General features: G+C 72.7%; 17 protein-coding genes. 16 read left to right on the plus strand and 1 reads right to left on the minus strand.

What is annotated here, in order from left to right:
- From alc to ACH47Z_RS20505, 8 genes are all read left to right on the plus strand, one after another.
- Window positions 1-1,116 carry an allantoicase gene (gene alc, locus ACH47Z_RS20470; protein ID WP_399075524.1) on the plus strand — a complete coding sequence of 372 codons (1,116 nt, stop codon included), beginning with the start codon at window positions 1-3 and terminating at the stop codon, window positions 1,114-1,116.
- Between the two features lie 122 nt (window positions 1,117-1,238).
- Entirely contained in the window at window positions 1,239-2,060 is an 822-nt protein-coding gene (locus ACH47Z_RS20475; protein ID WP_399075526.1) for an AIM24 family protein, read from the plus strand.
- A gap of 74 nt (window positions 2,061-2,134) precedes the next feature.
- Window positions 2,135-2,761: a dihydrofolate reductase family protein gene (locus tag ACH47Z_RS20480; RefSeq protein WP_399075528.1), complete on the plus strand. Its 627-nt coding sequence runs from the start codon at window positions 2,135-2,137 to the stop codon at window positions 2,759-2,761.
- 318 nt (window positions 2,762-3,079) lie between these two features.
- A complete protein-coding gene (locus ACH47Z_RS20485; protein WP_399075530.1) occupies window positions 3,080-3,991 on the plus strand; it encodes a DMT family transporter in 912 nt (303 codons plus the stop codon).
- An 85-nt stretch (window positions 3,992-4,076) separates the two neighbouring features.
- Window positions 4,077-4,472 carry a ribonuclease domain-containing protein gene (locus ACH47Z_RS20490; RefSeq protein ID WP_399075532.1) on the plus strand — a complete coding sequence of 132 codons (396 nt, stop codon included), beginning with the start codon at window positions 4,077-4,079 and terminating at the stop codon, window positions 4,470-4,472.
- Window positions 4,473-4,796: 324 nt separating this feature from the next.
- Entirely contained in the window at window positions 4,797-5,999 is a 1,203-nt protein-coding gene (locus ACH47Z_RS20495) for a sensor histidine kinase (protein WP_399075880.1), read from the plus strand.
- Window positions 6,000-6,034: 35 nt separating this feature from the next.
- Window positions 6,035-6,718, plus strand: a complete 684-nt coding sequence (locus tag ACH47Z_RS20500; RefSeq protein WP_399075534.1) for a response regulator — start codon at window positions 6,035-6,037, stop codon at window positions 6,716-6,718.
- A 71-nt stretch (window positions 6,719-6,789) separates the two neighbouring features.
- Window positions 6,790-7,974 carry a cytochrome P450 gene (locus ACH47Z_RS20505; protein ID WP_399075536.1) on the plus strand — a complete coding sequence of 395 codons (1,185 nt, stop codon included), beginning with the start codon at window positions 6,790-6,792 and terminating at the stop codon, window positions 7,972-7,974.
- 35 nt (window positions 7,975-8,009) lie between these two features.
- On the opposite strand, the gene ACH47Z_RS20510 is transcribed toward ACH47Z_RS20505, so the two are convergent.
- Entirely contained in the window at window positions 8,010-9,032 is a 1,023-nt protein-coding gene (locus tag ACH47Z_RS20510) for a Gfo/Idh/MocA family oxidoreductase (RefSeq protein WP_399075538.1), read from the minus strand.
- Window positions 9,033-9,150: 118 nt separating this feature from the next.
- On the opposite strand from ACH47Z_RS20510, the gene ACH47Z_RS20515 reads away from it, so the two are divergent.
- The 8 genes from ACH47Z_RS20515 (at window position 9,151) to ACH47Z_RS20550 (ending at window position 19,972) form a co-directional block, all read left to right on the plus strand.
- Entirely contained in the window at window positions 9,151-9,900 is a 750-nt protein-coding gene (locus ACH47Z_RS20515) for a GntR family transcriptional regulator (protein ID WP_399075882.1), read from the plus strand.
- Between the two features lie 161 nt (window positions 9,901-10,061).
- Complete coding sequence (locus tag ACH47Z_RS20520) at window positions 10,062-11,066, plus strand: sugar ABC transporter substrate-binding protein (RefSeq protein WP_399075541.1); 1,005 nt, start codon at window positions 10,062-10,064, stop codon at window positions 11,064-11,066.
- Window positions 11,063-12,103, plus strand: coding sequence for an ABC transporter permease (locus tag ACH47Z_RS20525; protein ID WP_399075543.1), 1,041 nt, complete (start codon window positions 11,063-11,065; stop codon window positions 12,101-12,103). The genes ACH47Z_RS20520 and ACH47Z_RS20525 overlap by 4 nt, the downstream gene beginning before the upstream one ends.
- Window positions 12,100-12,870 carry an ATP-binding cassette domain-containing protein gene (locus ACH47Z_RS20530; protein WP_399075545.1) on the plus strand — a complete coding sequence of 257 codons (771 nt, stop codon included), beginning with the start codon at window positions 12,100-12,102 and terminating at the stop codon, window positions 12,868-12,870. The genes ACH47Z_RS20525 and ACH47Z_RS20530 overlap by 4 nt, the downstream gene beginning before the upstream one ends.
- Window positions 12,871-12,977: 107 nt before the next feature.
- Entirely contained in the window at window positions 12,978-14,123 is a 1,146-nt protein-coding gene (locus tag ACH47Z_RS20535; RefSeq protein ID WP_399075548.1) for an ROK family glucokinase, read from the plus strand.
- Window positions 14,120-14,698 carry a sugar kinase gene (locus ACH47Z_RS20540; protein WP_399075550.1) on the plus strand — a complete coding sequence of 193 codons (579 nt, stop codon included), beginning with the start codon at window positions 14,120-14,122 and terminating at the stop codon, window positions 14,696-14,698. The genes ACH47Z_RS20535 and ACH47Z_RS20540 overlap by 4 nt, the downstream gene beginning before the upstream one ends.
- Before the next feature lie 124 nt (window positions 14,699-14,822).
- Window positions 14,823-17,678: a DEAD/DEAH box helicase gene (locus ACH47Z_RS20545; protein ID WP_399075551.1), complete on the plus strand. Its 2,856-nt coding sequence runs from the start codon at window positions 14,823-14,825 to the stop codon at window positions 17,676-17,678.
- Window positions 17,679-17,995: 317 nt separating this feature from the next.
- The gene (locus ACH47Z_RS20550) at window positions 17,996-19,972 is read left to right on the plus strand and encodes an SWIM zinc finger family protein (protein WP_399075884.1); all 1,977 of its coding nucleotides are present in this window, start codon (window positions 17,996-17,998) and stop codon (window positions 19,970-19,972) included.
- Window positions 19,973-20,244 lie beyond the last annotated feature (272 nt).

Raw genomic sequence — 20,244 nt, forward strand, 5'->3', positions numbered from 1 at the left:
GTGACGGCGACACCTAGCTTCACCGGCGACGCGAACCCCTACGGAGGCGGCGACCCGTACGCGGACTACCGCACCGCCGACTTCCCCTTCACCCAGTACGCCAACCTCGCCGACCGGCAGCTCGGCGCCGGTGTCATCGCCGCCAACGACGAGTTCTTCGCCCAGCGCGAGAACCTGCTGGTGCCCGAGCGGGCCGAGTTCGACCCCGAGCACTTCGGGCACAAGGGCAAGATCATGGACGGCTGGGAGACCCGCCGGCGGCGCGGTGTCTCCGCCGAGCACCCGTGGCCCACCGCCGAGGACCACGACTGGGCACTGGTCCGCCTCGGCGCGCCCGGCGTGATCCGCGGGATCGTCGTCGACACCGCCCACTTCCGCGGCAACTACCCGCAGGCCGTCTCCATCGAGGCCACCTCCGTCCCCGGCTCCCCGTCCCCCGAGGAGCTGCTGGGCGACGACGTGAAGTGGACGACGATCGTCCCGCGCACCCCGGTCGCCGGCCACGCGGCGAACGGTTTCTCCATATCGGCCGAACAGCGCTTCACGCACGTGCGTGTCCACCAGCACCCCGACGGCGGCATCGCGCGCCTGCGCGTGTACGGCGAGGTGGTACCCGACCCCGAGTGGCTCGCGGTCCTCGGCACCTTCGACGTCGTGGCCCTGGAGAACGGCGGCCGGGTCGAGGACGCCTCCAACCTCTTCTACTCCCCGGCCACCAACACCATCCAGCCGGGCCGCTCCCGCAAGATGGACGACGGCTGGGAGACCCGCCGCCGCCGTGACCAGGGCAACGACTGGATCCGCTACCAGCTCGTCTCCCAGGCGCAGATCCGCGCGGTCGAGATCGACACGGCCTATCTGAAGGGCAACAGCGCGGGCTGGGCCTCCGTGTCGGTCAAGGACGGCGAGAGCGGCGACTGGGTGGAGATCCTGCCGCGCACCCGCCTCCAGCCCGACACCAACCACCGCTTCGTGCTGCCGAGCCCGGCCGTCGGCACGCACGCGCGCATCGACATCTTCCCCGACGGCGGCATCTCCCGCCTCAGGCTGTTCGGCTCGCTGACCGAGGACGGCGCGGCCCGGCTCGCCGCCCGGCACCAGGAACTGGGCGGCTGACCCACCCCGCACGCGCGCGGGGCGCCCCGGCCTGGACAGCACCGGGCGCCCCGCGTGTCACCCACAGGGATTCGATTCCGGCCCCCTGGAACTCTCCGGTCCGTCTCCCGCGTTCTTCCCGCGTGACCCTTCAGCAAGAGATCGTCGGCAACGCCATGCAGATGGCGGTCGTCAACCTGCGCCCCGGCCAGACCGTGTACTGCGAGGCCGGGAAGTTCCTGTTCAAGACGACGAACGTGACCATGGAGACGCGCCTGTCCGGCCCGTCCGGAAACGGAAACGGCGGCCAGCAGGGGCAGGGCGGCGGCGGTGGCATGGGGGGCCTGCTGCGCCAGGCCATGGGCACCGCCATGCAGGTCGGCCAGCGCATGCTCGCGGGTGAGTCGCTGGCGTTCCAGTACTTCACCTCCCAGGGCGGGGAGGGCACGGTCGGCTTCGCGGGCGTGCTCCCCGGCGAGATGCGCGCGCTGGAACTCGACGGCACGCGCGCGTGGTTCGCCGAGAAGGACGCCTTCGTGGCCGCCGAGTCCACCGTCGAGTTCGGCATCGCCTTCGCCGGCGGCCGTACGGGCATGAGCGGCGGCGAGGGCTTCATCCTGGAGAAGTTCACCGGACACGGCACGGTGATCATCGCCGGCGCGGGCAACTTCATCGACCTCAACCCCGCCGACTTCGGCGGCCGCATCGAGGTGGACACGGGCTGTGTGGTCGCCTTCGAGGAGGGCATCCAGTACGGCGTCCAGCGCGTCGGCGGCCTCAACCGCCAGGGGATCATGAACGCCGTCTTCGGCGGCGAGGGCCTGTCCCTGGCCACGCTGGAGGGCAACGGCAGGGTGATCCTGCAGTCCATGACCATCGAGAGCCTCGCCAACGCCCTGAAGAAGGCCCAGGGCGGCGACAAGCAGGGCCCGACCGGCGGACTGTTCTCGACGCACGCGGGCTGAACCGATGAGTTCCGGGTGCCAGCGGGGTCTGAGCTGATGACAACGGACCCCGCCCCAGGAAGAAGGCACCCGCCATGGGCAAGCTCGTCTCCACCCTCTTCGTCACCCTCGACGGCGTCTACCAGGCCCCGGGCGGCCCCCAGGAGGACCCCAGCGGCGGCTTCACCCACGGCGGCTGGAGCTTCGTGTACGGCGACGAGGACTTCGGCCGCTTCGCCGCCGAGGTCTTCGACCGCGCCGGCGCCTTCCTGCTCGGCCGCCGTACGTACGACATCTTCGCCGCCTACTGGCCGAAGGTGACCGACCCGGCCAACCCCATCGCCTCCCGGCTCAACGTCCTCCCGAAGTACGTCGTGTCCTCCACCCTCGAGGCGCCCGAGTGGTCCGGTACCACCGTGATCGGCGGCGATCTCGCCAAGGAGGTCCAGGCCCTCAAGGAGCGCACGGACGGCGAACTCCAGGTCCACGGCAGCGGCGCCCTGGTCCGCTCCCTGATCGACCTCCGCCTCCTCGACACCCTGCACCTGCTGACCTTCCCGGTCGTCCTCGGCACCGGCCACCGGCTGTTCCCGGACGGCTCGGTCCCCACCCGCTTCCGGCACACCGACGGCCACGTCACGGGCACGGGCGTCTCGATCCAGTCGTACGACCTGGCGGGCGACCCCGAGTACGGCTCGTACGAACTCCCCGAGAACGCCTGAGCGGCACACGCCACGAGGCCCCTTGAGGTGCGTGGCGCCTGGGAAGGTCCGGGAGGCGGGCTCCCCGGAGGTGCCTAGGGTGTGCATTGCTTCGAGGACACCCAAGGCCGTCGCTCCCGGCGGATGCCTCAGCCGCGCTGTCTCCGAGGACGCCGGAAGGCGCGCACTCCCGGCGGACGCCTGAGCCGCGCTCTCCCCGAAGACGCCGGAGGCGCGCGCGGTCTCTGGTCGGAGATCGTCGCCGCAGGTACGGTGATCACGCCCCGCGCGAGCCGCCGACGTCTCCGCACCCCTTCGGAGACCGGGAGAGCCGCCCGCATGTCCTCGATCGCCGTACCGGGCGTCGCCGCCCTGCCCCGCCGCGCCTGGCGCACCGACCTGCCCGTCCTGCTCGTCGCGGTCTGCTGGGGCGCCAGCTACCTCGCCGCGAAGGACATCACCACCGCTCGTACCGTCCTGGCCGTCCTGGTGCTGCGGTTCGCGCTCGCCGTGCCCGTCCTGGCGGTCGCCGGCCGCCGCGCCCTGCGCTCCCTCACCGGCGCCCAGTGGCGCGGCGCGGCTCTGCTCGGGCTGATCCTGAGCGGGATCTTCCTGCTGGAGACCTACGGCGTCGTCCACACCTCGGCGACCAACGCCGGCCTGATCATCAGCCTCACCATGATCTTCACCCCGCTCGCCGAGGCCGCCGTCACCCGCACCCGGCCCGCCCCGGCCTTCCTCGGCGCGGCGCTGCTGTCGGTGCTCGGCGTCGTCCTGCTCACCCAGGGCGGCGGCTTCACCCAGCCCTCGCTCGGCGACCTGCTGATGCTGCTCGCCGCGCTCGCCCGCACCGTGCACGTCCTCGCCATGTCCCGGATCAGGGCCGTCCAGGGCGCCGACGCACTGCCGCTCACCACGGTCCAGCTCGGCGCGGCCGTCGCCGTCTTCGCCCTGCTGTCCGCCGGCTCCGGAACTCCGGCGCCCTGGACGGTCGCGGCGGGCCTCGGCGCGCGGGACTGGGCCGGGCTGCTGTTCCTCGCCGTGCTGTGCACGGTGTTCGCGTTCTTCGTGCAGATGTGGGCGGTGCGCCGTACCTCCCCGTCCCGGGTCGGTCTGCTGCTCGGCACCGAACCCCTGTGGGCCGCCGCGGCCGGGATCGCGCTGGGCGGCGAACGGCTCGGCGCGCTCGGTCTCGCGGGTGGCGTACTGGTGCTCGCGGGAACCGCGTGGGGGCGCAGGAGCGCAGGTTAACTTCCTGAAAACAGATGGGACTTGACGGGAAAATCTTCAACATTGTCGTTGACATGCCAACGTCTACGCGCGTCATCATGGGGGCATGAGATTCCCCCCACGTGCCACTCGCATCGGCGCCGCAGCAGCGCTCCTGTCCGCCCTCCTCGTCGGCGGCACCGTCTCCGCCACCACGGCGAACGCCGCCGCCGACTCGACCGGCAGCATCTGCTACAGCGCCCTGCCGTCGCAGGCGTACGACACCCTGGACCTGATCGCCCAGGGCGGCCCGTACCCGTACTCGCAGGACGGCACCGTCTTCTCCAACCGTGAAGGCGTCCTGCCCAGCGAGTCGTACGGCTACTACCACGAGTACACGGTGATCACGCCCGGCTCCTCCACGCGCGGTGCCCGGCGCATCGTCACCGGCGAGCAGGACCAGGAGGACTACTACACCTCCGACCACTACGCCACGTTCAACCTGATCGACTTCGGCTGCTGAGCCGGACGACAGGACCCGAGGGAACAGCGCGACAGACGTAGGACCGAAGTACCGCGCACCTCGCCCTGCGGCCGACCCCCCCACCCCGGGCCGCGGGACGAGCGGTGTCCGGGCCGGCGCCGGCCCGGACACCAGCGCCTTCCGCGTGAGCCGCCGAGACGCGGTGCCGCGCGAGAGCCGCCGAAAGTCGACGATCGCGCGACTTTGGTAGCCGATCACGCGCGCGTGGCGGTCACGTGCAGGGGGCGCTGCATAGATTTCTCGACCGTGAGTGAAGACCGACACCGGCCGGCCCCCGCCCCCGGAAGCGGGCTGCGCCGCTGGATGCTCCCGTCGGCGGTGGTCCGGGAACTGGACCCGGACGCGACCTCCGAGGGACGCCGACCGCGCCGCACGGCCCGGGACTGGGCCGTCGACACCTGCTGCTTCCTGCTGGTCGTCCTGCTGTACCTGGTGACCACGGTGTCCCTGGTGCACCACCCCGACGTGCCCCAGGGCTTCGTCGTCGTGGACGTGCTGCTGGGCGGCCTGTCCTGTCTCGCGGTCTGGCTGCGCCGCCGCCGGCCGGTCGGCCTCGCCGCCGCGATGATCGCGATCGGCTTCGTCTCCGAGACCTCCGGCTGGGCCTGCCTCGCCGCACTGTTCACCGTGGCCGTGCACCGGCCGTTCCGGTACGTCGCCTGGATCGCCGGCGTCGACCTCGCCCTCGTACCCGTCTACTACTGGCTGCGCCCGGAGTCCGGCCTGGCATACCTGGCCTCCCTGATCTTCGCGCTGCTCCTCACCGTCTGTGTCGTCGGCTGGGGCATGTTCGTGCGCTCCAAGCGGCTGCTGATGCTGAGCCTCAGGGACCGGGCGCACCGGGCGGAGACCGAGGCCCGGCTGCGCGCCGAGCAGGCCCAGCGCCTCGCCCGCGAGGACATCGCCCGCGAGATGCACGACGTGCTCGCCCACCGGCTCACCCTGCTCAGCGTGCACGCCGGAGCCCTGGAGTTCCGGCCGGACGCGCCGCGGGAGGAGATCGCGCGGGCCGCCGGCGTCATCCGGGAGAGCGCTCACGAGGCCCTCCAGGACCTTCGGGAGATCATCGGCGTCCTGCGCACCGGCGGCCCCGACGACGCGGCCGGCGGCCGCCCGCAGCCGACGCTCGCCGCGCTCGACCCGCTCGTCGCCGAGTGCCGCGAGGCCGGCATGAAGATCACGCTCGACCACCGCGTCGCCGACCCCGCCGCCGTGCCCGCCTCCGTCGGCCGCACCGCCTACCGCATCGCCCAGGAGGCCCTGACCAACGCCCGCAAGCACGCCCCCGGCGCCGAGGTCACCCTCCGCCTCACCGGCACCCCCGGCGACGGTCTCACGGTCACCGTCACCAACCCGCCCCCGCCGGCCGACGTCCCGCCCGTCCCCGGCTCCGGCCAGGGCCTGATCGGCCTCACGGAACGCGCGACCCTGGCCGGCGGGCAACTGGGGCACGGCACCACCGGCGACGGCGGGTTCGAGATCCGGGCCTGGCTGCCGTGGGGGTGAGCGGCACCCGCCGCGATCGTGGTTTCTTTGGACCCATGACTGAGTCCAAGACGCCGATCAGACTCCTCCTGGTGGACGACGACCCCCTGGTGCGCGCCGGACTCGCGCTGATGATGGGCGGGGCCGAGGACATCGAGATCGTCGGGGAGGCCGCCGACGGCGCCGAGGCCGAGGAACTCGTGGGGCGCACCCGGCCCGACGTCGTCCTGATGGACATCCGCATGCCGACGGTGGACGGGCTGACGGCGACCCAGCGGCTGCGCGCGCGTGCCGACGCCCCGCAGGTCGTCGTGCTCACCACCTTCCACGCCGACGAACAGGTGCTGCGCGCCCTGCGGGCCGGCGCCGCCGGGTTCGTGCTCAAGGACACCTCGCCCGCCGAGATCGTCGACGCGGTGCGCCGGGTCGCGGCCGGCGAGCCGGTGCTGTCACCCGCCGTCACCCGCCAGCTGATGCGGCACGCGGCCGGCACCGCCGCCGACTCCCGGCAGGCACGCGCGCGTGAGCGGCTCACCGCGCTCAACGACCGCGAACGCGAGGTCGCCGTCGCCGTCGGCCGGGGCCTGGCCAACGCCCGGATCGCCACGGACCTCTTCATGAGCGTGGCCACCGTCAAGACCCACGTCTCCCGCATCCTCGCCAAGCTCGACCTCGACAACCGGGTCCAGATCGCACTGCTGGCCTACGACGCGGGACTGCTCGAGGGGGACGGGCACTAAAGCCGGGACCCGCGCGTTGTTCCTGTACGGGAGATGCCCGGTGGGCCTCGGGGGAGTCCGGAAGGGGAGCGATGGACAGGCAACACGTGGTCGACCTGGGGGAGTCGGGGGACCAGCTCATCAGGGATCCGCATCCGGTGTACGCCCGGCTGCGCGAGCAGGGCCCCGTCCACCGCGTCCGGATGCCGGGCTGGGACGACGAGGCCTGGCTGGTCGTCGGGTACGAGGAGGCGCGGGCGGCCCTGGCCGACCTCCGGCTGGCCAAGGACACCAGCAAGATCGGTGTGACCGTCATGGACCAGGACATGATCGGCAAGCACCTCCTGGCCACCGACCCGCCCCAGCACACCCGCCTGCGCGGCCTCGTCACGCGCGCGTTCACGATGCGCCGGGTGGAGCAACTGCGCCCGCGGATCCAGCAGATCACCGACGAGCTGCTGGACGAGATGCTCCCGGCGGGCCGCGCCGACCTCATCGGCTCCCTCGCCTACCCGCTGCCCATCACCGTCATCTGCGAGCTGCTCGGCGTCCCCGACATGGACCGCGCGGAGTTCCGCAAGACGTCCAACGAGGTGGTCGCGCCGACCAGTGAGCAGACGGGGAACGACGCGGTCGTCCGCCTCGGTGAGTACCTCACGGAGCTGATCGAGGACAAGCGCCGCTCCGGCCCCACCGACGACCTGCTCAGCGACCTGCTCCGCACCACCGCCGAGGACGGCGACCGGCTCTCCGCGCAGGAACTGCGCGGCATGGCCTTCCTGTTGCTCATCGCCGGCCACGAGACCACGGTCAACCTCATCGGCAACGGCGTCCACTCCCTCCTGACCCACCCCGACCAACTCGCCGCCCTGCGCGCCGACATGAGCCTCCTGGACGGCGCCGTCGAGGAGATGCTGCGCTACGACGGCCCGGTACACACCGCCACGTACCGGTTCGCCGCCGAGCCCCTGGAGATCGCCGGTGCGGCCATCGAGCAGGGCGAGCACGTGGTGATCAGCCTCACCTCCGCCCAGCGCGACGACGACCGCTACGCCGACCCGCACCGCTTCGACATCCGCCGCGACACCCGAGGCCACCTCGCCTTCGGCCACGGCATCCACTACTGCCTCGGCGCGCCCCTGGCCCGTCTGGAGGGCCGCATCGCGATCGCCACCCTCTTGGACCGCGCCCCCGGCCTCACCCTCGACGCCACCCCGGACGAGTGGCTGCCGGGCCTGCTGATCAGAGGGATGCGCAGCCTTCCGGTGCGCTGGTGAGCGATGTTCGGCGGCAGCCGTGAGGGGCCCCGCCCTCAGCCCTGCGACGGCCGCACCCGGTCCGGGATCTCCGTGAGGTGTACCGGTCGGCGCTCCCGGCGGGAGAGCTCGCAGGCCTCGGCGATCCGCAGTGCCTGCAGGGCCTCGTGGCCGTCGCACGGGTTGGGCCGTTCGCCGCGCACCACCTCCACGAAGGCGTTCAGCTCGGCCTCGTAGGCGGGCCCGAACCGCTCCAGGAAGCCCGTCCACGGCTTGTCGGCGGGCGGCGGCCCGGTCGGCTCGGTCGACGCGAGCGGCGTACGGTCGTCCAGGCCCACCACGACCGTGTCCCGCTCCCCGGCCAGCTCCATGCGGACGTCGTAGCCGGCGCCGTTCAGGCGGGTCGCGCTCACCGTGGCCAGCGTGCCGTCGTCCAGGGTGAACAGGGCCGCGCCGGTGGCCACGTCACCGGCCTCGCGGAACAGCGCGGGCCCGGCGTCCGAACCGGCGGCGTACACGTCCACCACCTCACGGCCCGTCACCCAGCGCAGCACGTCGGCGTCGTGGATCAGCGTGTCCCGGAACAGCCCGCCGGACAGCTGCAGCCATTCCGCCGGGGGAGGCGACGGGTCGCAGGTCATCGCCCGTACCGTGTGCAGCCGCCCGAGCCGTCCCTCGCGCACCGCCTCCCGAGCGCCGGCGTATCCCGCGTCGAAGCGCCGCTGGAACCCCATCTGCAGGATCGTTCCGGCCTTCTCGACCTCGGTGAGCGCCTGCAGCGTGCCGGGCAGGTCGAGCGCGATCGGCTTCTCGCAAAAGACCGGCAGGCCCGAGCGGGCGGCCCGGCCGATCAGCTCGGCGTGCGCCGCCGTCGCCGTGGTGATCACCACCGCGTCCACGCCCCAGGTGTAGATCTCGTCCACCCCCGGCGCCGCCGTCTCGCCGAGCCGATGCGCCAGTTCCTGGGCCCGCGCGGGATCCGTGTCCGTCAGGATCAGCGAGCCGACCTCACGGTGGCGGCTGAGCGTTCTCGCGTGAAGGGCGCCGATGCGGCCCGTACCGATGACCCCGATGCGCATGGAAACAAAGTGAGGGCGGACCCCGTGCGCTGTCAATGCGTATGTCCGGACAATCGGACTACACAACTTCCCGTCAACCCGTCACCCGGCTACGCTCGGCCCCGTGCCGAAACCAGATGTGGACCCGACCGTCGCGCTCGACCTCCGGGTGGACCGTAGTTCGCCGGTGCCGTTGTACTTCCAGCTCTCCCAGCAGCTGGAGGCCGCGATCGAGCACGGCAGCCTCACCCCGGGCAGTCTGCTGGGCAACGAGATCGAGCTGGCCGCACGGCTCGGTCTGTCCCGGCCGACCGTCCGCCAGGCCATCCAGTCCCTCGTCGACAAGGGGCTGCTCGTACGCCGTAGAGGCGTCGGGACGCAGGTCGTGCACAGCCAGGTCAAGCGACCGCTGGAGCTGAGCAGCCTCTACGACGACCTGGAGGCGGCCGGCCAGCGCCCCGCGACCAAGGTCCTGGTCAACACGATGGTGCCGGCCTCCGCCGCGGTCGCGGCCGCGCTCGGCGTCGCCGAGGGCGGTGACGTGCACCGCATCGAGCGGCTGCGCCTCGCGCACGGCGAACCGATGGCGTACCTGGTCAACCATCTCCCGACCGGCCTGCTCGACCTGGAGACCGACCAGCTGGAGGCCACCGGCCTGTACCGGCTGATGCGCGCCGCCGGGATCACCCTGCACAGCGCCCGCCAGTCCATCGGGGCCCGCGGCGCCACGGCCGCCGAGGCCGAGCGGCTCGCCGAGGCCGAGGGCGCCCCGCTGCTCACCATGCAGCGCACCACCTTCGACGACACCGGCCGTGCGGTCGAGTTCGGCGACCACACCTACCGCCCGAGCCGCTACTCCTTCGAGTTCCAGCTGCTCGTGCGGCCGTGACCAGCCCCGGATTCGTCGCAATGTCCGGACAATGCGACTGCTGGGCGCCCCCCTGCCCTGTCACGAGTGTTCACGGTGTTCGATACTGGAGCGTTTGGGGCCGCTGAGCTGATCACCGGCCCCTTCCGTACGTACGAACACGGCAAGAAGGGCACGGCCTCGTGGCACGGTTTCGGACCTGGGCAGTCATCGCGCTGACGGGGGCACTTTCGCTGTCCCTGGGGGCGTGCAGCAGCACCGGCGGCAAACGGGCCGAGGACGCCCGCAAGGCCGCCGCCGCCCAGGGCAGGGCGGCGGTGAACACCCCGCGCTGGACCTTCGCGATGATCACCCACTCGGGGGACGGCGACACCTTCTGGGACATCGTGCAGAGCGGCGCCAGGCAGGCCGCCGTCAAGGACAACATCAACTTCCTGTACTCGCACGACGACCAGGCCCAGCAGCAGGCGCAGCTGGTCGATGCGGCCGTGGACAAGAAGGTCGACGGCATCATCGTCACCCTCGCCAAGCCGGACGCCATGAAGGCCGCCGTGGCCCGCGCCGAGAAGGCCGGCATCCCGGTGATCACGGTGAACTCCGGCTCCGAGGAGTCCAAGGCCTTCGGCGCCCTCACCCACATCGGCCAGGACGAGACCATCGCCGGCGAGGCCGTCGGCGACGAGCTGAACCAGCGCGGCAGGAAGCAGGCCGTGTGCGTGCTGCACGAGCAGGGCAACGTCGGCCACGAGCAGCGCTGTGACGGCGTCGCCAAGACGTTCAAGGGCACGCTGCGGAAGCTCTACGTCAACGGCACCAACATGCCCGACGTGCAGTCCGCGATCGAGGCCAAGCTCCAGGCCGACAAGTCGATCGACTCGGTCGTCACCCTCGGTGCCCCGTACGCCGACACCGCCGTGAAGGCGAGGAGCGACGCGGGCAGCAAGGCCGAGATCGACACCTTCGACCTCAACGCCCAGGTCGCCGCCGAGCTGAAGAACGGCACCCTCGGCTTCGCCGTCGACCAGCAGCCGTACCTCCAGGGCTACGAGGCGGTCGACCTGCTGTGGGCCTACAAGTACAACGGCGACGTCCTCGGCGGCGGCAAGCCGGTGCTGACCGGCCCGCAGATCATCACCAAGGACCAGGCGGCCGCGCTCGCCGCGTACACCGAGCGGGGCACCCGATGAGTACGACGATCGAGAAGAGGGCTGATGAAAGGATTCTTCAGACCTCTCCGCTGAAGAAACTGCTCGGTCGTCCGGAACTCGGCTCGGTCGTCGGTGCGCTCGCCGTCTTCCTCTTCTTCGCCGTCTCCGCCGACGGCTTCCTCAACGCCGCCAGCCTCAGCACGGTCCTGTACGCCTCCTCGACCATCGGGATCATGGCCGTACCGGTGGCGCTGCTGATGATCGGCGGCGAGTTCGACCTGTCGGCCGGTGTCCTCGTGACGTCCTCGGCGCTGGTCTCCTCGATGTTCAGCTACCAGATGACGGCGAACACCTGGGTCGGCGTGGGTGTGTCCCTGCTGGTCACGCTGGCCATCGGCGCCTTCAACGGCTTCATGCTCACCCGCACCGAGCTGCCCAGCTTCATCGTCACGCTCGGCACCTTCCTGATGCTGACCGGCATGAACCTCGGCTTCACCAAGCTGATCGACGGCACGGTGTCGACGAAGACCATCGGGGACATGGAGGGCTTCCCCGCCGCCCACGCCCTCTTCGCCTCGACCCTCACGATCGGCGGCGTCGACTTCAAGGTCACGATCCTGTGGTGGCTCGGCCTGGTGGCCGTGGGCTCCTGGGTCCTGCTGCGCACCCGCGCCGGCAACTGGATCTTCGCCGTCGGCGGCAACGAGGACGCGGCCCGCGCGGTCGGCGTCCCGGTCGCCAGGACCAAGATCGGCCTCTACATGGGCGTGGCGTTCGGCGCCTGGATCTCCGGCCAGCACCTGCTCTTCTCGTTCGACGCCGTCCAGTCCGGCGAGGGCGTCGGCAACGAGCTGATCTACATCATCGCGGCCGTCATCGGCGGCTGTCTGATCACCGGCGGCTACGGCAGCGCGATCGGCTCCGCCGTGGGCGCCCTCCTCTTCGGCATGACCAGCAAGGGCATCGTCTTCGCCGAGTGGAATCCCGACTGGTTCAAGTTCTTCCTCGGAGCGATGCTGCTCCTCGCGACCCTGCTCAACGCCTGGGTCAAGAAGCGCGCGGAGGCCAACAAGTGACTCTCGTTCAACTGGCCGGCGTCAGCAAGCGCTACGGCACCGTGCGTGCCCTCGAAGGCGTCTCACTGGAGGTCAACCCCGGTGAGATCACCTGCGTTCTCGGTGACAACGGGGCCGGCAAGTCCACCCTGATCAAGATCATCGCGGGCCTGCACGGGCACGACGGCGGCACGCTGAGCATCGAGGGTGAGGAGACGACCCTCTCCTCCCCGCGCGAGGCCCTGGACCGCGGTATCGCCACGGTCTACCAGGACCTGGCGGTGGTCCCCCTCATGCCGGTGTGGCGCAACTTCTTCCTCGGCTCCGAGCCCCGCAAGGGCAAGGGCCCCTTCAAGCGCCTGGACATCGACTTCATGCGCGAGACGACCCGAGCCGAACTCCTCCGCATGGGCATCGACCTCCGCGACGTCGACCAGCCCATCGGTACCCTCTCCGGCGGGGAACGCCAGTGCGTGGCGATCGCCCGCGCGGTCCACTTCGGCGCGAAGGTCCTGGTCCTGGACGAGCCGACGGCGGCACTGGGGGTGAAGCAGTCCGGTGTGGTCCTCAAATATGTGGCCGCGGCACGGGACGAGGGCCTGGGCGTCGTCTTGATCACCCACAACCCGCATCACGCGTACTTGGTGGGCGATCGTTTCGTCCTGCTGAGGCGCGGCACGATGGTGGGCAATTACACACGGGACGAAATAACACTGGACGAGCTGACCCGGCAGATGGCCGGCGGATCCGACCTCGAGGCTCTACGCCACGAACTGCAGCGCGGTTGAGGGGTGCGGGGCCGTCTCGGCATGCGGCTCCGCCGCGTGGGTGCGACCCTGCCCCCTCTCCTGCCCCGTACGGCACCCTTACCGGCGGTGAGGCACAATCGAGCCCGATGAGCACCTACCGCGACCTCACCGCCCCCATCGGCTCCCGCCGGGCCCCGGTCCTCCGTACCGTCGGTACCCGCGAGCGCCGCTCCCACCTGACCGCACCCCGGGTGCCCACGGTCGGAATCGACATCGGCGGCACCAAGGTCATGGCGGGCGTCGTGGACGCCGACGGCAACATCCTGGAGAAGCTCCGCGCGGAGACCCCGGACAAGTCCAAGAGCCCCAAGGTCGTCGAGGACACCATCGTCGAACTGGTCCTGGACCTGTCCGACCGGCACGACGTGCACGCGGTGGGCATCGGTGCCGCCGGCTGGGTCGACGCCGACCGCAACCGCGTCCTGTTCGCGCCCCACCTGTCCTGGCGCAACGAACCGCTGCGCGACCGCCTGAGCGGCCGGCTCTCCGTGCCGGTCCTCGTGGACAACGACGCCAACACCGCCGCCTGGGCGGAGTGGCGCTTCGGCGCCGGCCGCGGCGAGGACCACCTCGTCATGATCACGCTCGGTACCGGCATCGGCGGCGCCATCCTGGAGGACGGCCAGGTCAAGCGCGGCAAGTACGGCGTCGCGGGCGAGTTCGGCCACATGCAGGTCGTCCCGGGAGGGCACCGCTGCCCGTGCGGCAACCGCGGCTGCTGGGAGCAGTACAGTTCCGGCAACGCCCTTGTCCGCGAGGCCAAGGAGCTGGCCGCCGCCGACTCCCCGGTCGCCTACGGGATCATCGAGCACGTCAAGGGCAACATCGACGACATCACCGGTCCGATGATCACCGAGCTGGCCCGCGAGGGCGACGCCATGTGCGTCGAGCTGCTCCAGGACATCGGCCAGTGGCTCGGCGTCGGCATCGCCAACCTGGCGGCGGCCCTCGACCCGTCCTGCTTCGTGATCGGCGGTGGCGTCAGCGCCGCCGACGACCTGCTCATCGGCCCCGCCCGGGACGCCTTCAAGCGCCACCTCACCGGCCGCGGCTACCGCCCCGAGGCCCGCATCACCCGCGCCCAGCTCGGCCCCGAGGCCGGCATGGTCGGCGCCGCCGACCTGGCCCGGCTGGTCGCACGCCGGTTCCGCCGTGCCAAGCGCCGCCGCGTGGAGCGCTACGAGCGCTACGAGCGCTACGGCCAGGCCCGCCACGACCGGGACAGCGCATGACCCCGACGCTGCCCCACCAGGGCGGCCCGCCGGACGAGCCGCGACGGCTCACCGAGGACCCGCGACACAAGGCCAGGCGCCGGGCGCTGACCCTGCTGATCATCGTCCTGTTGATCGGCGTCCCGGCCGGCTACCTGGTGATCTCCGCCAACCAGAGCCGTAACAGCGGCAAGGACAAGGAGGCGAAGTACGCGGCGACCGGCCTCACCCCGGGCTGGCCGTCGAAGGTGCAGCGCCGCCTCTACCAGGTGACCGTTCCGCACCCCGCCGACTCCACCGCCGCCTACGAGACGAACAACTGGAAGACCAGCCGCCTCTACGTGCAGTTCCGCACCAACGCCGCCGGCCTGGACGCCTTCCTGCAGTCCATGGGCGCGCGCCGGGACGAGCTGAGGAAGGGCGACAGCGCGATCAGCGCCCGCGACCAGAAGGTCAGCGGCTGGCACTTCAGCGGCACCGGCTGGTGGGGCCTGACCCACGCGCAGAAGAACCCGGCACCCACCCAGGACGTGGTCGTGAACATGTCCGACCCCAGCAGCCCGATGGTGTACGTCGTCTCGCGCACGGTGCCGTAACCGCCGTAACCGCCGTAACCGCAGTGACCGTGGGCCCCGGCCGGTGTCCGGGGCCGATTGTCAGACCCCGCCCGTAGAGTCGAAGACGTCTGATCCGGCACACGGGTGGGAGGTGGCAGAACGTATGAGCACAGGCACGGCCGCGGTGGCCGAGCGCACGGAGGGTTCCGGGCGTAGCGGGAGCGAGGTCCCGGTCCGCCTCGCATCGGTCTACCTGCCCGCGCCCCTGCCGCGCGAGGGCCACATCGCCTTCTGGGACCCCGACGGCGGCCCGCTGCCCGGCGCCGGCGACACCGAAGAGCTGACCGTCGTACGACGCCATGGCGCGGACGTACGACGCCGACAGGTCTCCGCGCTGACCCTGCCGCTCGCCGATGTCCTCCCGCTGCTGGTCCGGGCCCGCCGCGACCCGGCCGCCCACCCGGCGACGGCCTGCTGGGGCGCCGCCGCGCTGCACGCGCTACGGCTCGTCGCCCGCGGCCGGCTGCTGCCCGGTCTGACCCCGGGCGGCCACGACGCCTGGCGGGCCGGCCCGCTGGAGCCCGACGACATCGCCCATCTGCGCGCGGTGGCCGCGGCGCTGCCCCCGGAGGGCCACGCCGTGCCGCTCGCCGGCCCCGGTCCGCTCCGGCTGCCCGAGCCGGAGGCCCTGGTCCGCTCCTTCCTCGACGCGGTCGCCGACACTCTGCCCCGCACCCCGGCCGCCCCGCACACGGCCGGCCGGCCCTTCGCCGCCCGGGAGCCCGTGGCCCTGCCCCACGCGCACGCGTGGGCGGCCGAGGTCGCCGCTGGCATGGACGCGGGCGTACGGATCTCGCTGCGCCTGGACCTGTCCGCCTACGCCGTCTTCGACGCCGGTGCGAGCGACGGCGCGCGGGCGGCGGGGGCCGCGATCGTGCAGGTGCACAGCCTCGCCGACCCCACCCTGGTGGCCGACGCGGCGGCCCTGTGGGCGGGGGAGGCCGAGACGGCGTTCGGCCCCCGCGCGCGCGTGGACGCCGCCCTCGCGGTACGGCGCGCCGCCCGCGTGTGGGCGCCCCTGGAGCGGCTCGCCGAGCAGGACGTGCCCGATGTGCTCGCCCTGTCCGAGGAGGAGCTGGGCGAGCTGCTCGGTGTCGCGGCCTCCCGGCTGGCCGCCGCCGGTGTCGCCGTGCACTGGCCGCGGGACCTCGCCCGCGATCTGACGGCCGCCGCGGTGGTCCGCCCGGCGCCCGGCTCGGCCACCGACGGCACCGGGTTCTTCGAGAGCGAGGACCTGCTCCAGTTCCGCTGGCAGCTGGCCCTCGGCGGCGACCCGCTCAGCGAGGCCGAGATGGACTCCCTCGCCGAGGCCCACCGTCCGGTCGTCCGGCTGCGGGACCGCTGGGTCCTCGTCGACCCGGCGCTGGTCCGCAAGGCCCGCAAACGCGAACTCGGCCTGCTGGACCCGGTGGACGCGCTGTCCGTCGCGCTCACCGGCACCGCCGAGGTCGACGGCGAGACCGTCGAGGCCGTCCCGGTAGGTGCGTTGGCAGCCCTCCGCGACCGGCTCACGGCGGGCCTGCACCCGGCCGACCCGCCCGCGGGGCTGGCCGCCACCCTCCGCGACTACCAGCTGCGCGGTCTCGCCTGGCTCGACCTCATGACCGCCCTCGGCCTCGGCGGCTGCCTCGCCGACGACATGGGCCTCGGCAAGACCGTCACCCTCATCGCCCTGCACCTGAAACGGGCCCGCACCGAGCCGACCCTCGTCGTCTGCCCGGCGTCCCTGCTCGGCAACTGGCAGCGGGAGATCACCCGGTTCGCGCCCGGCGTCCCCGTCCGCCGCTTCCACGGCCAGGACCGCACCCTGGACGGCCTGGCGGGTGGCTTCGTCCTCACCACGTACGGCACGATGCGCTCGGCGGCCGCGCACCTCGCCGAACAGTCCTGGGGCATGGTCGTGGCCGACGAGGCCCAGCATGTGAAGAACCCCTACTCGGCCACGGCCAAGGCGCTGCGCACGATCCCGGCCCCCGCGCGCGTGGCCCTCACCGGCACCCCGGTCGAGAACAACCTCTCCGAGCTGTGGGCCCTGCTCGACTGGACCACCCCCGGCCTCCTCGGCCCCCTGAAGTCCTTTCGCGCCCGGCACGCGCGCGCGGTGGAGAACGGCGGGGCCGATGAGAACGGGGCGGCGGTGGAGCGCCTCGCCCGCCTGGTCCGCCCCTTCCTCCTGCGCCGCAAGAAGTCCGACCCCGGAATCGTCCCCGAACTGCCCCCCAAGACCGAGACGGACCACCCGGTGCCGCTCACCCGCGAACAGGCCGCGCTGTACGAGGCGGTGGTGCGCGAGTCGATGCTCGCCATCGAGACCGCCGAGGGCATCGCCCGCCGGGGCCTGGTCCTGAAGCTTCTCGGCGCCCTGAAACAGATCTGCGACCACCCCGCGCTCTACCTGAAGGAGGAGACGCACCGGGACCGCCTTTCCGCCCGCTCCGGCAAACTGGCCCTGCTGGACGAGCTGTTGGACACTCTCCTCGCCGAGGACGGCTCGGCACTCGTCTTCACCCAGTACGTCGGCATGGCCCGCCTCATCACAGCCCACCTGTCCGCCCGCGCGATCCCGGTGGACCTCCTGCACGGCGGTACGCCGGTGCCGGAGCGCGAGCGCATGGTGGACCGTTTCCAGAGCGGCGAGACCCCGGTCCTGGTGCTGTCCCTGAAGGCGGCCGGCACCGGACTGAACCTCACGCGCGCGGGCCATGTCATCCACTTCGACCGCTGGTGGAACCCGGCCGTCGAGGAGCAGGCCACCGACCGCGCCTACCGCATCGGCCAGACCCAGCCCGTCCAGGTCCACCGCCTGGTCACCGAGGGCACGGTCGAGGACCGCATCGCCGAGATGCTGGCGGCCAAGCGCGCCCTGGCCGAAGCCATCCTCGGCTCCGGCGAGACAGCCCTCACGGAACTGACCGACCGTGAACTGTCCGACCTCGTCTCCCTCCGGAGGACTCCATGAACCTCCCCCCGGAGGCCACCACCCCACGCCCGTCCGACGCGGCCCGCCAGGCCCTGCGCGCAGCCCGGGCACGGGCCGAGGAAGCACCGGCCACGACGGAGGAGACGGCACCTGGCGACGCCCCGCAGACGCCGGAGCGCCTGGCCGACGCCGAGCCAGGGCTTGCCGGTGCGCCACAGGATCCGGAGGCCCTGGCCGACCGTGAGCCGAGGCCCGACGGCACGGCGTACCCACCGCTGCCCACCCCCGAGCCGGTGGCGGAACCCCTTGCCTCCGAGCGGAGGCCGGCCGATGCGGTGCGTGCTGCCGTGAGGGCTATGGCTACCACACCGGCACCGGATGCGGCTGAGGAGGCGGCACCCGGCGGTGGGACGGAGGCGCCGGGTGGCTCGGCCGAGCTTGCGGGGGAGTCCTCCGCCCGCGGCGGGCGGAGGCCGGCCGACGCGGTGCGTGCGGCGCTCCGGGCCGCTGGCGCCGTCCCGGTCCAGGACGGCACCGCCGCGCACCGCCCCCGCCCCGCCGACGCCACCGCCCCGGCCCACGACGGTGACCCGGCGCCCCGCCCCACCCCCACGCCGGGCGGGCGGCCCGGTGACGTTGCCCGGGAGGCGCTGCGGGCGGCTCGGCGGGAGGCGTTGCGGGCCGAGGCCGAGGCGGGCGAGGCCGTCGTACGGGATAAGCGGACGGCCGAGCCCCGTGTCCGGCGTGGGCCGCGTCCGGCCGGGGGCTCCGCCGGCACCGTGCCGCACCAGTCACCCGCCCCCGGACCGGACTCCCGGACCGTCCGTATCAAGGCCGCCCAGGACATGCGGCACTACCTGGCCAACGCCTTCCGGATGCCGGCCTGGTCCGACACCCCGGAGGAAGAGCCCCTCCAGGCCACGGGAACCGGCGACCACGGTCATTCGGACCCGTCGCCCTCCGCCCCCGCCATGCCCGAGGCGTCCCCGAACCTGCCCGCCAGCCCCACTGACCCCACCGAAGCGGACCAGCCCGTCCCCGCGTCCGCGCACGTCCCCGCCACCATGGCAACCCCCCACCGCGACACCGAACTCCGGCGTACCTTCCCGGCGTTCGCACCCCGTGAGGGCACCGCGGACGGTGCGTCGTTCGCCGGGACCTGGTGGGGCAATGCCTGGGTGGGGGCCCTGGAGCAGGGGGCGTTGGATGCCAAGCGGGTGGCACGGGGGCGGGGGTATGCCGAGCAGGGGCATGTGGACGCGATCACCGTGACACCGGGGCTCGTGCTGGCGTACGTGCGCGGGAGCCGGCCGCGGCCGTACCGGGTGCAGGTGCGGGTCCGCACGCTGGAGGGCGACGAATGGGCGCGCTTTCTCGACGCGGCCGCCGACCGGCCGGGGCACATCGCCGCGCTGCTCGACAAGGAACTGCCCGAGTCCCTCGCCGACTGCGGTGTGCCCCTGCTGCCCGGCCCCGGAGACCTCGCCCCACGGTGCAGCTGCCCCGACTCCGGGCACCCGTGCAAACATGCCGCAGCGCTGTGCTATCAGACGGCCCGGCTGCTCGACGCCGACCCGTTCGTGCTGCTCCTGCTGCGCGGCCGGGGCGAGAAGGACCTGCTCGACGCGCTGTCCCGACGCAGCGCCGCCCGCGCGGCCCGCGCCGCCCAGGACCGGCAGCCCGAGGCGCTGCCCGGTGTGCGCGCCACGGATGCCCTCGCGCCCCGCACGCTCCCGCCGCTGCCCGCCCCGTTGCCTGTGCCGCCGCATCCCGAGCAGCCGCCGGTGTATCCGGCGGCGCCCGGCGGCCCGGATCCCTTCGCGCTGGACCAGCTCGCGACCGACGCCGCAGCCCGGGCGCACGCGCTGCTCGGCACCGGCCGGGACCCGGTGGGGGAGCTGACCCTGTGGCAGGACGCGGTACGCCTCGCCGCGGCCCGCCCCGGCTCCGGCCTCACCGCCACCACCCGCACCCTCTACGCGGCGCTCGCCACGGCCGCCGGCCGCACCCCGACCGACCTCGCGCGTGCGGTCGCGGCCTGGCGGCAGGGCGGTTCTGCCGGGCTGGCCGTCCTGGAGGAGCCCTGGGACCCGCCGGCCGGCCGTTTCGACCGGGCCCGCCCGCTGCTGCTCGCCGCCGACCTCCCGGCGTTCCGTCCCTGGCGCAACCGCCTCACCCACCCGCACGGCCACATGCAGCTCCGCCTCGGCCGCGACGGGCTGTGGTACGCCTACGAGTCGGAGCCCGGCCGCGACGACTGGTGGCCGCGCGGCACCCCGGATCTCGACCCGGTGGGCGCGCTGACCGGCCTCGGCGCGCTTGGCGACAGATGACCCAACCCGTGTGACTCGACGGTCGCCACAGGCGCGACACAGCGCGCCGCGCCCGGGGCCTACACTCAGTTGGTAGCCGCAAGCAACAGAACGTGGAGCACGACCGGCACAAGCGAACGGAGCGGTCGGGACAGCGCCGGGCACGCGGTGTGCGAGCCCTTCGTACTCGTCCGTACCCTCCGTATCCCTCCGTTCGCTGAGGCCTTTCGACGACGACCTGGTGGGAGATCCGCACGCATGACCACGTCCGCATCCCCGGTCCGCGGGGAAAC

Origin of the sequence: Streptomyces sp. NPDC020192 (genome assembly GCF_044388685.1) — a bacterium.
GTDB lineage: Bacteria > Actinomycetota > Actinomycetes > Streptomycetales > Streptomycetaceae > Streptomyces.